Genomic DNA, 12,867 nt, shown 5'->3' with positions numbered 1-12,867 from the left:
GAGGCCGCGATGCGCAGACCCCTGATCGGTCTCACCGCGTACGCGCAGCATGTGCACTACGAACGTAACGAGCTCTTCGCCGGCATGCTTCCCATGTCGTACGTCAGAGCGGTGCACGCCACCGGTGGCCGGGCGGTCCTGATCACGCCCGACGACCCCGGCACCGACGTGCTGGACCACCTCGACGGCATCGTCTTCACCGGTGGCAACGACGTCGACCCGGAGCACTGGGGAGAGGTGAAGCACGCGGAGACCGCGCCGGACCCGGAGCGGGATCTCGCCGAGATGATGCTGATGCGCGCGGCGCTCGACACGGACCTGCCGCTGCTCGGCGTCTGCCGGGGGCACCAGGTGATGGCGGTGGCCACCGGCGGGTCGCTGCACCAGCACCTGCCCGACCTGCTCGGCCACGACCGGCACCGGGGCGCGCCGGGCACCGACCCGCTCGCCGCGGGCGCCTCGGACTACGGGCGGCACGACGTGATGGTCGCCGAGGGGACCCGGGCGTACGAGCTGTTCGGGCGGCATCTGACGGTGAACTCCTTCCACCACCAGGCGGTCGCCGATCCGGGCAAGTGCGTGCCGACCGGCTGGTGCCCGGACGACCGGGTGGTGGAGATCGTCGAGTGCCCCGATCACACGTTCGCGGTCGGCGTGCAGTGGCACCCGGAGCGCACCGGCGACCTGCGCGTGTTCGCCGCGCTGATCCGGGCCGCCGCCGAGCGCCGCGACCTCGCATAGACCCTGTTTGATCTTCGGTGCAGCGTTCCGGGCAGGGTGCCCGGAGCGGTGTTACCGTGCACACCCGGGCCGGGTTCTCCGGTCGTCCGACCCTTCGGGAGGCTTCGATGGGCGCCGTGCCGGACCGGCTGCGCATCGCCTTCGAGCGCGGCGGCGAGATGGGTGCCCGGATGGCCGCCCTCGACTGGTCCGGCTCCCCGGCCGGCGACCCGTCCACCTGGCCACCCGAACTGGTCGGCGCGGTGATCACGGCGCTCGCCTCGAAGACCCAGATCGTCATCTTCTGGGGACCCGGGCACGTGGTGTTCTACAACGACGCGTACATCCCGACGCCCGGTGCCAAGCACCCGGCCTATCTGGGCCGGCCCGGCGTCGAGCTCTGGGCCGAGGCGTGGGACCAGATCAGCGGGCTGTTCGACCGAGTCGCCGAGGCCGGTGAGGCGTTCTACGCGACCGACCTGCTCTTCCTGATCGATCGGTACGGCTTCCTGGAGGAGACCTACTTCGACATCTCGTACGACCCGATCCGGGGCGCGGACGGGGCGATCAACGGGGTGATGTGCATCGTCACGGACACCACCGGCCGGGTGATCGGCGAGCGCCGGGCCCGGACGCTCAGCGCCCTGGGCCGCCGGCTGGCCGCCGCGCCGGACGAGGCCGCGCTGGTCGCCGAGGCCGCGGCGGTGCTCGGCGAGAACCCCGGCGATCTGCCGTTCAGCCTGCTGACGCTGGACCCGGCGGGCGCGCACCCGGCCGTCCGGGAGGTGATCGAGACCGGACGGGAGAGCCGGGTTCCGCTGGCCGAGCTGACCGCGGTGCCGCCCACCGCGGCCCCGGAGGCGCTGGTGCTGCCGATCGGCGCGGGTACCGACACGGTCGGTGCGCTGGTCGCCGGGGTGAGCTGTCACCTCGCGCCGAACGACGCGTACCGGGACTTCCTCGACCTGGCGGCCGCGCAGATCTCCCGGGCGGTGGCGAACGCACGGGCGTACGAGCAGGAGCGCGAGCGGGCCGCCGAGCTGGCCGCCCTGGACCGGGCGAAGACCGACTTCTTCTCCAACGTCAGCCACGAGTTCCGTACGCCGCTGACCCTGGTCCTCGGACCGGTCGAGGACATGCTCGCCGACCCGGGGACCGGCCTGGCGCTGCGCGACCGGCTGCAGCCCGTGCACCGCAACGGTCTGCGGCTGCTCAAACTGGTCAACACGGTGCTGGACTTCTCCCGGCTGGAGTCCGGCCGGATGGGCGCGCTCTACCGGCCGACCGAGCTGGCCGGGCACACCGCGCGCCTGGCGGCCACCTTCCGGCCGGCCGTCGAGCGGGTCGCGCTGGAGCTGGTGATCGCGGCGGCCCCGTCGCCCGTACCAGTGCACGTGGACCACGAGATGTGGGAGAAGATCGTCTTCAACCTGCTCTCCAACGCGGTGAAGTTCACCCGGGAGGGCCGGATCGAGGTGCGCGTCACCGCCGAGGACGGGCACGCCCGGCTGGCCGTACGCGACACCGGCGTCGGCATCGCCGAGTCCGAGCAGGCGATGCTCTTCGACCGCTTCCACCGGGTCACCGGCGCCTGGTCACGCAGCCACGAGGGCACCGGCATCGGGCTGGCCCTGGTCCGTGAGCTGGCCGAGCTGCACGGCGGGACGGTGAGCGTGACCAGCGTGCCCGGCTCCGGCAGCGAGTTCACGGTCCGGATCCCGTTCGGCACCGGGCACCTGCCCGCCGACCGGGTCACCGACGACCCGGCCCCGTCCGCGCCCGGCGCCGAGTCCCGGCTCTGGGCGGACGAGGTGACCTGGTGGGCGCCGGGCGGGGAACCGGCGCAGACGGGCGCGCCCGGGCACGCCGGCGGCCGGATCCTGCTCGCCGACGACAACGCCGACCTGCGCGAGCACGTGTCGCACCTGCTCCGGCCGTACTGGGAGGTGGTCCTCGCGGCGGACGGCACCCGGGCGCTGGAGCTGGCCCGGGAGGGCTCGTTCGACCTGGTGTTGACCGACGTGATGATGCCCGGGCTGGACGGGTTCGGGCTGATCGCCGCGCTGCGCGCCGACGAGCGGACCCGGGAGGTGCCGATCGTGGTGCTCTCCGCCCGGGCCGGCGAGGAGGCCGCGGTCGAGGGCCTGGCCGCGGGCGCCGACGACTACCTGGTCAAGCCCTTCTCCACCCGTGAGCTGGTGGCCCGGGTCCGGGCCAACCTGGAGCTGGGCCAGCTGCGCCGGCAGACCGTCAGCCGGCTGCGCGGCCTGGTCGACGCGATGGCCGCGCTGAACGCGGTGCCGGGCACCGCCGAGGTGCTGGAGGTCGCGGCCCGGCACGTCCGGGAGATGACCTCGGCCGGCCGGGTGGTGGTGACCTCCCCGGACGCGCGTGCCGAACGGGACGGCGGCGCCGAGGCCTCGGCCGCACCGGACCTGGTGCTGCCGCTGCCGGACGACGAAGGGCGGGCGCTGGGCGAGCTGCGCGTCTGGTCCGGTCCCGGGCGGCCCGCCGACCCGGTGGTGCTGACCCAGCTGGCCCGGCTGATCGGGCTGCGGCTGGCGAACGCCCGGCTCTACGAGACCGAGCACCGGATCGCCCGGACGCTCCAGCACAGCCTGCTCCCCTCCTCGCTGCCCCGGGTGCCGGGCGCGGTGGTGGCCGGCCGGTACGTCGCGGGCAGCAGCGAGGCCCGGGTCGGTGGCGACTGGTACGACGTGATCGCCGGCCCGGACGACCAGCTCTACCTGGTGATCGGGGACGTGGTCGGCAAGGGCGTGCACGCGGCGGCGACGATGGGACAGCTGCGGAACGCGCTGCGGGCGTACATCATGGAAGGGTTCGACTGTGGACCGGCGCTGAGCCGCCTCAACCGGCTGGTGGACACGCTCGGCCGGCGGATGTTCGCCACGGTGCTCTGCGTGCGGTTCGACCCGGGCACCCGGACGGTGCGCTGGTCCGCGGCCGGGCACCCCTCGCCGATCCTGGTGAACCCGGGCGAGCGCGGTACGTTCCTCTACACCAGCGCGCTGGGGCCGCCGATCGGCGCGCTCGGCGACGTGTCCTACCCGACCCGGGAGACCCGGCTGGCGCCCGGCAGCCGGCTGCTGCTCTACACCGACGGGCTGGTCGAGGACCGGCGGCAGGGGATCGACGCCGGTCTCGCCGAGCTGACCGCGGACGCGGCGACGCCGACCGGGCACGTCGACGACCTGCTGGACACGCTGCTGGCCAAGGCGATGCGCGAGGTACGGCGGGACGACATCGCGATGATCGCGCTGGAGGTCACCGAGCCGCGCGAGTTCACCATGCGGCTGCCGGCCGAGCCGGGCAAGCTCAGCGTGCTGCGCAAGCGGCTGGAGGACTTCCTGGCCGCGCACCGGGTGCCGGAGGCGGACGTCTTCGACCTGATCGTGGCGGTCTCCGAGGCGGCGGCGAACGCGATCGAGCACCCGGTCGACCCGGCCGAGCCGGTGATCACGGTGGCCGGCCGCCTGACCGGGGACGCGGTGGTGGTGACCGTACGGGACACCGGCAGCTGGCGCCCGGCGACCGACGCGGGATTCCGGGGCCGGGGCCTGGCGCTGATCGGGGCGCTGACCGAGTTCTCGGTGCACCGCTCGCCGCAGGGCACCGAGGTGACGCTGCGGCGGCCGCTCAGCCCCTGAGCCAGGGCTGCTCGCCCAGGCCGGAGATGTCCAGCACCCGCTTCACCCGGTCCGACGGGATCACTTCCAGTGTGCCGGGATAGCGCTCGGCGAGCCGGATCAGCGTGTGGATCGCGGCCGAGTCGAAGAAGGTGACCGCCCGCAGGTCGAGGGTGGCGCCGGCGGTCGCCTCCGGGGTGGCCACCCGGAACAGCGCGTCGGCCGTGGACATGTCGACCTCGCCGCGCACCGTCACGGTGACGCGGTCACCGGTCACCTCGCCGGTCGCCGAGAAGTCGGTGTCCCCACCCGCTTGATCCACGAACACACGATTTCACAGCCCTCGCGCAAGCGGCAAGAAGACGCTCCAGGGGCCGGGGATACGCTGTGCCCATGACCGTACGTGCCCCTCTCCTGCCGGGAAAGCAATCGCCCTGGCGGTCGGTCCCGGCTCAGATCGTCCGCCCCGAATACGTCGGCAAGAAGGGCCCGCGGCCGTGGCGCGGCTCGCACGTCCAGACCCCCGAGACCATCGAGAAGATGCGGATCGCGGGCCGGATCGCCGCCCAGGCCACCCAGCTCGCGGGCGAGCACTGCAAGCCGGGAGTCACCACCGACGAGATCGACCGGGTGGTGCACGAGTTCATCCTCGACCACGGCGCCTACCCGTCCACGCTGGGCTACAAGGGTTTCCCCAAGTCCTGCTGCACCTCGCTCAACGAGGTGATCTGCCACGGCATCCCGGACTCCACGGTGCTGGAGGACGGCGACATCATCAACGTGGACGTGACGGCGTACCTGAACGGGGTGCACGGCGACACCGACGCCACCTTCTGCGTCGGCGAGGCGGGCGAGGAGGCCCGGCTGCTGGTCGAGCGGACCCACGAGGCGATGATGCGCGGCATCCGCGCGGTCGCGCCGGGGCGGCGGATCAACGCGATCGGCCGGGTCATCGAGGCGTACGCCCGCCGCTTCGGGTACGGCGTGGTCCGCGACTTCACCGGCCACGGAATCGGCGAGACGTTCCACTCCGGCCTGTACATCCCGCACTACGACAACCCGCGGCTGGACACCGTGATGGAGCCGGGGATGACCTTCACCATCGAGCCGATGATCACGCTGGGCACCCACGAGTACGAGATCTGGAAGGACGGCTGGACGGTCGTCACCAAGGACCGGAGGTGGACCGCCCAGTTCGAGCACACCCTCGTGGTCACCGACGACGGCTACGAGATCCTGACCCTGCCGTAAGCCTCGGTCGAAAAGCCTCAGTCGAAGAGCGCGCCCAGGGCGCCGTCCACCGGGCGGCCCCGGGCGGCCAGCTCCTCGGCCTGGTACTTGAGGATCGCGCCCAGCTCCTGGATGTCGGCCGAGGCGACCCCGGTGCGCTTCACCGCGTCCGCCGGGTTGCGGAAGTACGTCCGGGTCAGCAGGCCGGCGACCAGGGCCACGTGCAGCCGGGCCTGTGCCATCAGGACCATCGCGGTGTCGGTGTCGTACCACTGGGCGAGCCGGACCGCGCGGGCGTGCGCGGCACCGGCCACCGCCCAGTTGTGCCGGGCCAGCCGGGTGAACTCGACCGGGCGCGCCTCGGCGAGCAGCGTCAGGTGGGCCTCCCGGCGCTCGGTGAAACTCCTCCTGGGGTCGTACAGCGGAAAGGTCGTGACGAAGGTGTCGGCCTCCAGCGGCCAGCGTGGGGTGAGCATCCGGGCCTGGCCGAGCGACTCCTCGGCGTGCGCCACCTTGAGGTCGACCGGGATCCCGTCCACCTTGCGCATCACCGGCTTCGGCCCGGTACGCGGCCGGAACGTCACCACGACCAGGTTGATGTCGCTGCTGTCGTTGTCGTCGCCGTGCGCCACCGAGCCGCCGACCCCGATGGCCTGGACCTCGGCCGACCACCGATGCTGGATCGCCTCGCTCAGCCGGATCGCGAGCGATCCGCGGACGGATGAGGTGTCGATCTCGCCGATCACCCGCTCATTGTCGACCGGATCGCCCCGGTTTCAGGGCCTTATGCCTCCGGTCGCCCCGGGAAGGCCAGCGCCAGCGGGGTGACCGCGGCGATCCGGCGCCAGCGGGTGGCCCGGACGGCCGAGGCGGTCATCGCGGCGAGCGCGTCGGTCCGCGCGGTGCCCTCGGTGACCGGCAGCACCACCCGCCAGGCCTGGGCCACGCCGTCCTCGATGTGGATGGCCAGCTTGAGCGCGCCGGCCCGGTCCTCCACCGGGAAGGGCAGCTCGTACCCGGCCGGGGTGGGTGAGGTGCTCGCCTTGAGTGCGGCGACCTGCTCGACCAGGTCGTCGCGGAGGACCCGGTGCGCGTCCTCGGCGGCCCGGGCACGGTTCTGCTCGCCCTGGTTGGGCAGGTGCACGCCGATCAGGCCGTACGCCCAGATGGCCGCCTCCTCGGCGGCCAGCGCCCCGGCGAGTTCATCTTTCACGTTTGAGAAGCTATCGCGTTCCCGGGGGTCCGCGCGTTCGAGGGGTCAGCGCAGCGCTTCGATGTGCGTCGCCCGGCCGGCGGCGATCGAGCCGACCAGCATGGCCCGCTCGGCGGGTGCCGCCTTGCACGCCGCGACCGCGGTCCGCTGCCCGGACTGCTCGGCCTTCTTCAGCCCGGCCACGGTGTCGTCGCCGCCGGTCGCGGCCGAGGCGGAGGGCGCCGCCGAGGGCACCGTCGTGCCGATCACCCTGGCCAGCTCGGTGGCGTGCTGCCGGTGGTTGCCGGCCAGCGTGGACAGTGTCTCGGCCATCGCCGGCTGGAGCAGGGCGACCCGGTCGTACGCCGCGGCCAGGGCGACCGCCTCGTCCAGGACCGGCTGGAGGGCGTCCGGCTCGGGCGCCGGCTCGGGATCGTCGTCGAAGAGGCCGCAGCCGCTCAGCGTCACCGCACCGACCATGGCGCCGGTCGCCTGAAGCATCCGCCGGCGAGTTGTCATCCGCACCACATCAGTCAACACCACATCCCTCCGTAGGTGGTATGTCGGCCCGTTGAGCTGCGCGGGAGGTGGTTTCTTCAGTGGCGCTGCTCCGGTTCCCCGGCGGGCGCGTTACGCTCTGCGTCAGCCGCGGGGCCGTTGACTGCCCGGCGGCATATAGTCGTTCCAGCGCAAAAGCTAGCGAGAGGTCGAGCCCGATGACGCAGCGTGGTCGCGCCGGGGCCCGGCCCGGTGGTCGCCCCCAGGGCCGGCGTACCCGGCCGGAGCCGGACACCCGTTCCACACCGGTCGCCCCGCGGGTCGACCTCACCGCCGCCCGCGCCCGGTTGCGCGAGGTGATCGAGCCGGTGGTCGCCAAGGCCGGGTACGACCTGGAGGACCTGACCGTCTCCCGCGCCGGCCGCCGCTTCGTGGTCCGCATCATGATCGACGCCGACGGCGGGATCGGCCTGGACGACGTGGCCGTCGTCTCACGGGAGATCTCCGAGGCCCTCGATCTCGCGGATGAGCAGGGTGGCGAGCTCCTCGCCGGGGAGTATCAGCTGGAGGTGGGCTCCCCCGGAGTCGACCGGCCGCTCACCCAGCCCCGCCACTGGCGCCGCAACGTCGGCCGTCTGGTGGAGGTCGGCGGGCTGACCGGCCGGGTGGTCCGGACCGACGAGACCGGCGTCGAGCTGGACGTGGACGGCACCGCACGGGTGCTCCCGTTCGCCGAGCTGGGTCCCGGCCGGGTCCAGATCGAGTTCAAGCGCATGGACGAAGCCGACTTCGGCGACGAAGACGCCGACGATGACGAAGAAGACGAAGGGGAGGGCGAGGAATGAACATCGACCTCGCGGCGCTGCGCGCCCTGGAGCGCGAGCGGGAGATCCCGTTCGAGACGATCCTCGCGGCGATCGAGACCGCGCTGCTCACGGCGTACCGGCACACCGAGGGCGCGGAGAGCCACGCCCGGGTGGAGATCGACCGGAAGAGCGGTGTCGCCTCGGTGCTGGCGCAGGAGCTGGACGCGGACGGCACGGTCGTCCGCGAGTGGGACGACACCCCACACGACTTCGGCCGGATCGCCGCGATGACCGCCAAGCAGGTCATCCTGCAGCGGCTCCGGGAGGCCACCGACGAGCAGCACTTCGGTGAGTACGCGGGACGCGACGGCGACCTGGTGACCGGTGTGGTGCAGGCCGACGCGGCCCGCGCCGAGAAGGGCATCGTCATCGTCGACCTGGGCAAGCTGGAGGCGGTCCTGCCGCAGTCCGAGCAGGTCCCCGGCGAGCAGTACGAGCACGGGTCCCGGATCCGCTGCATCGTGGTGCACGTGGCCAAGGGCTTCCGCGGCCCGCAGATCACCCTGTCCCGCTCGCACCCGGCGCTGGTGAAGAAGCTCTTCGCCCTCGAGGTACCGGAGATCGCGGACGGGACCGTGGAGATCGCGGCGATCGCGCGGGAGTCCGGGCACCGTACGAAGATCGCGGTCCGCACCACGGTGGCCGGCGTGAACGCCAAGGGCGCCTGCATCGGCCCGATGGGCCAGCGGGTCCGGGCGGTGATGAGCGAGCTGCACGGTGAGAAGATCGACATCATCGACTGGTCGGACGACCCGGCCCAGTTCGTCGGCAACGCGCTCTCCCCGGCCAAGGCCCTGCGGGTCGAGGTGGTCGACGCGGCCACCCGTACGGCCAGGGTGACGGTGCCGGACTTCCAGCTCTCGCTGGCGATCGGCCGGGAGGGACAGAACGCCCGGCTGGCCGCGCGTCTCACCGGGTGGCGTATCGACATCCGTCCGGACAATGAGCCTGCCGGAGTCTCGGACCGTGATGCGGCCGAGGCGGGGAACTGACCGGATAAGCGGTCGCCGCGATCGAGGGGTAGACTTGCTCTCGGTCGGCCCGACGCGAACCTGCGTCGGCTGCCGCAAACGCGCGCCGGCCGCTTCATTGCTGCGGTTCGTCGCGGCCGGATCCGGGGGAGACCTCCGGCTTCTGCCCGATCCGCGCCGCCGACTGCCGGGCCGGGGAGCTCATCTGCATCCCGATCCGGCTTGCTTCGCGCAAGCGGAGCGACGCCGAGCCTTCGGGCGGGCGTTGCGAGTTCTTGGTGTTGCTGACACCACACTGCTTGCCGAGCACATCCGAACGGTCTCCGTGCCGTCCGGAACCACCGATGACGAGGCGTCGGCGCCCCGTCACGACCCAGCAAGGTAGGACGACCCAGATGAGCACACGATGAAGTCCCTGAAATGACCAGGCTTCTAGTGCACGAGTGAGGTCTGTGCGGGTACTGCTCGCACGACCTCGAAGTGAGGAGTGCAGTGCCAGGCAAGGCCCGCGTACACGAGCTCGCGAAGGAGCTCGGGGTCGACAGCAAGACCGTGCTCGCCACTCTCAAGGAGATGGGCGAGTTCGTTAAGTCCGCATCCAGCACCGTCGAGGCCCCGGTGGCCCGGCGGCTCCGTGGTGCCCTCGAAGCAGGTGGCGCCCTTCCGGCGTCCCCGGCGTCCGGCGGCGGCTCCGCCCCGGCCGGCGCCCCCAACCCGTCCGGTGCCCCGCGCCCGGGCCCGCCGTCCGTTCGGCCGGGTCCCCCGCGTCGCCCCGGACCGACCCCCGGTCCGTCAGCTCCGGCCGCGTCCCCGACGTCGCCGGCCCCGACTCCGGGCCCGTTCGTCCGTCCGAAGCCGCCGATGGGCCGTCCCGGCCCGGTGCCCGGCCCGGTCGCCAAGCCGGCGAGCGCGCACGACATCGAGGTGGCGGCCGCCGAGGCCCGCGCCCAGGCGCTGAAGGCCGAGCAGGAGGCTTCGGTCAAGGCCGCGCAGGCGGCTCAGGCCGCCCGTGCCCGGGACACCGAGCGCCGTCCCCCCGCGTCGCCCCACGAGGGCGGTCAGCGGCCCAGCGGTCCCCGGCCCGGTCCGGGTAGCGTCCCGCCGCGTCCGGGTTCCCCGGCCGCCGGGCGTGCCGGTGGTGGCCAGGGCGGTCACGGTGGCCAGGGCGGTCCCCGTCCCGGTCCGGCCGGTGGCGCTCCGCGCCCGCCGGCGCGTGGCCCGGGCAACAACCCGTTCGGTGTCTCCGGCGGTGCCGCTCCGCGGCCCACGCCGGGCCAGATGCCGCGCCCGAATCAGGCCGGCATGCCGCCGCGCCCGAGTCCCGCGTCGATGCCGCCCCGTCCCAGCCCCGCGTCCATGCCGGCACAGCGCCCGGCCGGTCCCGGCGGCGGTCGTGGTGGTCCCGGCGGCGGTGCCGGTCGTCCCGGCGGTCCCGGTGGCGGCCGTGGCGGTCCCGGTGGCGGCGGCGGTGGTTTCCGTCCCGGTGGCGGCGGCGGTGCCGGTGGTGGCTTCCGTCCCGGTGGTGGCGGCGGTGCCGGTGGTGGCTTCCGTCCCGGTGGTGGCGGCGGTGCCGGCGGCGGTGGCTACCGTGGTGGCCCCGGCGGCGGAACCGGTGGTCCGGTCGGTGCCGGTGCTCCGGGTCGTCCGGGTGGTGCCGGTGGCCGTGGTCGTGGCGGTGGCGCGGCGGGTGCCTTCGGGCGTCCCGGCGGCCGTCCGACGCGTGGCCGGAAGTCGAAGAAGCAGAGGCGTCAGGAGTTCGACAACCTGTCGGCTCCGCAGATGAGCTCGGGCGCCCCCCGCGGTCAGGGTCAGGAGATCCGGCTGTCGCGTGGTGCCTCGCTCTCCGACTTCGCCGACAAGATCAACGCGAACCCGGGCTCGCTCGTCCAGGAGATGTTCAACCTGGGCGAGATGGTCACCGCGACGCAGTCGGTGTCCGACGACACCCTGCTGCTGCTCGGTGAGCACCTGGGCTTCAACGTGCAGATCGTCAGCCCCGAGGACGAGGACCGTGAGCTGCTCGCGCAGTTCAACATCGACCTCGACGCCGCGGTGGCGGAGGACCGTCTGGTCGCCCGTCCGCCGGTCGTGACCGTCATGGGTCACGTCGACCACGGTAAGACGAAGCTGCTCGACGCGATCCGCAAGACCAACGTGGTGGCCGGCGAGGCGGGTGGCATCACCCAGCACATCGGTGCCTACCAGGTCTCGTACGAGCACAACGGCGAGGACCGGGCGATCACCTTCCTCGACACCCCGGGTCACGAGGCGTTCACCGCCATGCGTGCCCGTGGTGCCCAGGTGACCGACATCGTCATCCTGGTCGTGGCCGCCGACGACGGCGTCATGCCGCAGACGGTGGAGGCGCTCAACCACGCCAAGGCCGCCGAGGTCCCGATCGTGGTCGCGGTCAACAAGGTCGACAAGCCGAACGCCAACCCGGAGAAGGTCCGCCAGCAGCTGACCGACTACGGCCTCCTCGCCGAGGAGTACGGCGGCGACACGATGTTCGTCAACGTCGCGGCCAAGCCCGGCATCGGCATCGACGAGCTGCTCGAGGCGGTCCTGCTGACCGCCGACGCGTCGCTGGAGCTCACCGCTCCGGTCGACGGGCCGGCTCAGGGTGCCGTCGTCGAGTCGCACCTCGACAAGGGCCGTGGTGCGGTCGCGACCGTCCTGGTCCAGAAGGGCACGCTGCGTGCCGGCGACTCGATCGTGGCGGGCGGCGCGCACGGCCGCGTCCGCGCCATGCTCGACGAGAACGGCAACCAGGTGGCGGAGGCGCTTCCCGCGCGTCCGGTCCTGGTCCTCGGTCTCACCTCGGTTCCCGGCGCGGGCGACACGTTCCTCGCCGCCGAGGACGACCGCACGGTGCGGCAGATCGCCGAGCAGCGGCAGGCTCGCCGCCGCGCGGCCTCCTTCGCCAACTCGGGCACCAAGGCCACCCTCGAGACGCTCATGGAGCAGCTCAAGGAGGGCGAGAAGACCGCGCTCACCCTGGTCATCAAGGGCGACAGCTCGGGCTCGGTCGAGGCTCTCGAGGACGCGCTGTTCAAGCTCGACATCCCGGACGAGGTGCAGCTCAAGGTCATCCACCGCGGCGTCGGTGCGATCACCGAGAGCGACGTCAACCTGGCGAGTGCCTCCTCGGACTCGATCGCCACGATCATCGGCTTCAATGTCCGGGCCTCGAACAAGGTCAAGGAGATGGCCGACCGCGCCGGCGTGGAGATCCGCTACTACAGCGTGATCTACCAGGCCATCGAGGAGATCGAGGCGGCCCTCAAGGGCATGCTCAAGCCGGAGTACGAAGAGGTGGAGCTGGGCACGGCGGAGATCCGCGAGGTCTTCCGCTCGTCCAAGATCGGTCTCATCGCCGGCTGTATGGTCCGGTCGGGCCTCCTGCGCCGCAACGCCAAGGCGCGCATCCTGCGCGAGGGCACCGTGGTGGCGGACAACGTCACGATCAGCTCGCTCAAGCGGTTCAAGGACGACGCGACCGAGGTCCGCGAGGGCTTCGAGTGTGGTCTGACGCTCGCCGGGTTCGGCACGCCGCAGATCGGCGACGTGATCGAGACCTTCGAGATGCGCGAGAAGCCGCGGTCCTGATCGTCGGCTGAATGGTTCCATCCGTGGCCCCGGTACTCCCTGTGAGTGCCGGGGTCACGGCTTTCTCACCCTGGGGACGGTTGGGGCCCGTGGGTGGGCATGCAGGGCGGTGGACCATTTATGCCCTGCATGCC

At 72.5% G+C, this 12,867-nt stretch carries 11 protein-coding genes; 7 read left to right on the top strand and 4 right to left on the bottom strand.

Annotation, left to right across the window (positions count from 1 at the left end):
• Positions 1–9: 9 nt before the first annotated feature.
• Positions 10–741: a gamma-glutamyl-gamma-aminobutyrate hydrolase family protein gene (locus tag AB0M08_RS27920; protein WP_364499218.1), complete on the top strand. Its 732-nt coding sequence runs from the start codon at positions 10–12 to the stop codon at positions 739–741.
• Between the two features lie 107 nt (positions 742–848).
• Entirely contained in the window at positions 849–4,388 is a 3,540-nt protein-coding gene (locus tag AB0M08_RS27915; protein WP_364499215.1) for a SpoIIE family protein phosphatase, read from the top strand.
• Here the strand turns inward: AB0M08_RS27915 and AB0M08_RS27910 are convergent.
• On the bottom strand, positions 4,378–4,689 hold the full coding sequence (locus AB0M08_RS27910; protein ID WP_364499212.1) for an STAS domain-containing protein: 312 nt from the start codon (positions 4,687–4,689) through the stop codon (positions 4,378–4,380). The two genes, AB0M08_RS27915 and AB0M08_RS27910, sit on opposite strands and share 11 nt — an antisense overlap.
• Before the next feature lie 71 nt (positions 4,690–4,760).
• Here AB0M08_RS27910 and map point away from each other — a divergent pair, with 71 nt between their 5' ends.
• Positions 4,761–5,618: a type I methionyl aminopeptidase gene (gene map / locus AB0M08_RS27905; RefSeq protein WP_364499209.1), complete on the top strand. Its 858-nt coding sequence runs from the start codon at positions 4,761–4,763 to the stop codon at positions 5,616–5,618.
• 17 nt (positions 5,619–5,635) lie between these two features.
• On the opposite strand, the gene AB0M08_RS27900 is transcribed toward map, so the two are convergent.
• Genes AB0M08_RS27900 through AB0M08_RS27890 form a run of 3 tightly spaced genes read right to left on the bottom strand, consistent with a single transcriptional unit; the run spans position 5,636 to position 7,308 of the window.
• A complete protein-coding gene (locus AB0M08_RS27900) occupies positions 5,636–6,343 on the bottom strand; it encodes a nucleotidyltransferase domain-containing protein (protein ID WP_364499207.1) in 708 nt (235 codons plus the stop codon).
• A 38-nt stretch (positions 6,344–6,381) separates the two neighbouring features.
• Positions 6,382–6,810 (bottom strand): ferritin-like domain-containing protein, encoded by a 429-nt coding sequence (locus tag AB0M08_RS27895; protein ID WP_364499204.1) that lies wholly within the window; start codon positions 6,808–6,810, stop codon positions 6,382–6,384.
• A 45-nt stretch (positions 6,811–6,855) separates the two neighbouring features.
• Positions 6,856–7,308 (bottom strand): hypothetical protein, encoded by a 453-nt coding sequence (locus AB0M08_RS27890; RefSeq protein ID WP_364499201.1) that lies wholly within the window; start codon positions 7,306–7,308, stop codon positions 6,856–6,858.
• A 197-nt stretch (positions 7,309–7,505) separates the two neighbouring features.
• Here AB0M08_RS27890 and rimP point away from each other — a divergent pair, with 197 nt between their 5' ends.
• From rimP to infB, 4 genes are all read left to right on the top strand, one after another.
• Entirely contained in the window at positions 7,506–8,132 is a 627-nt protein-coding gene (gene rimP, locus AB0M08_RS27885; RefSeq protein ID WP_364499199.1) for a ribosome maturation factor RimP, read from the top strand.
• Positions 8,129–9,145 (top strand): transcription termination factor NusA, encoded by a 1,017-nt coding sequence (nusA, locus tag AB0M08_RS27880; protein ID WP_364499196.1) that lies wholly within the window; start codon positions 8,129–8,131, stop codon positions 9,143–9,145. The genes rimP and nusA overlap by 4 nt, the downstream gene beginning before the upstream one ends.
• On the top strand, positions 9,096–9,509 hold the full coding sequence (locus AB0M08_RS27875; protein ID WP_364499194.1) for a YlxR family protein: 414 nt from the start codon (positions 9,096–9,098) through the stop codon (positions 9,507–9,509). The genes nusA and AB0M08_RS27875 overlap by 50 nt, the downstream gene beginning before the upstream one ends.
• Positions 9,510–9,616: 107 nt before the next feature.
• Positions 9,617–12,733, top strand: coding sequence for a translation initiation factor IF-2 (gene infB, locus AB0M08_RS27870; RefSeq protein ID WP_364499191.1), 3,117 nt, complete (start codon positions 9,617–9,619; stop codon positions 12,731–12,733).
• The last annotated feature ends 134 nt before the right edge of the window (positions 12,734–12,867 follow it).

Source organism: Actinoplanes sp. NPDC051851 (assembly GCF_040681165.1).
GTDB lineage: Bacteria > Actinomycetota > Actinomycetes > Mycobacteriales > Micromonosporaceae > Actinoplanes.
The sequence above is the reverse complement of the archived record's forward strand: the minus strand, read 5'-3'. Positions and strand labels throughout refer to the sequence as shown.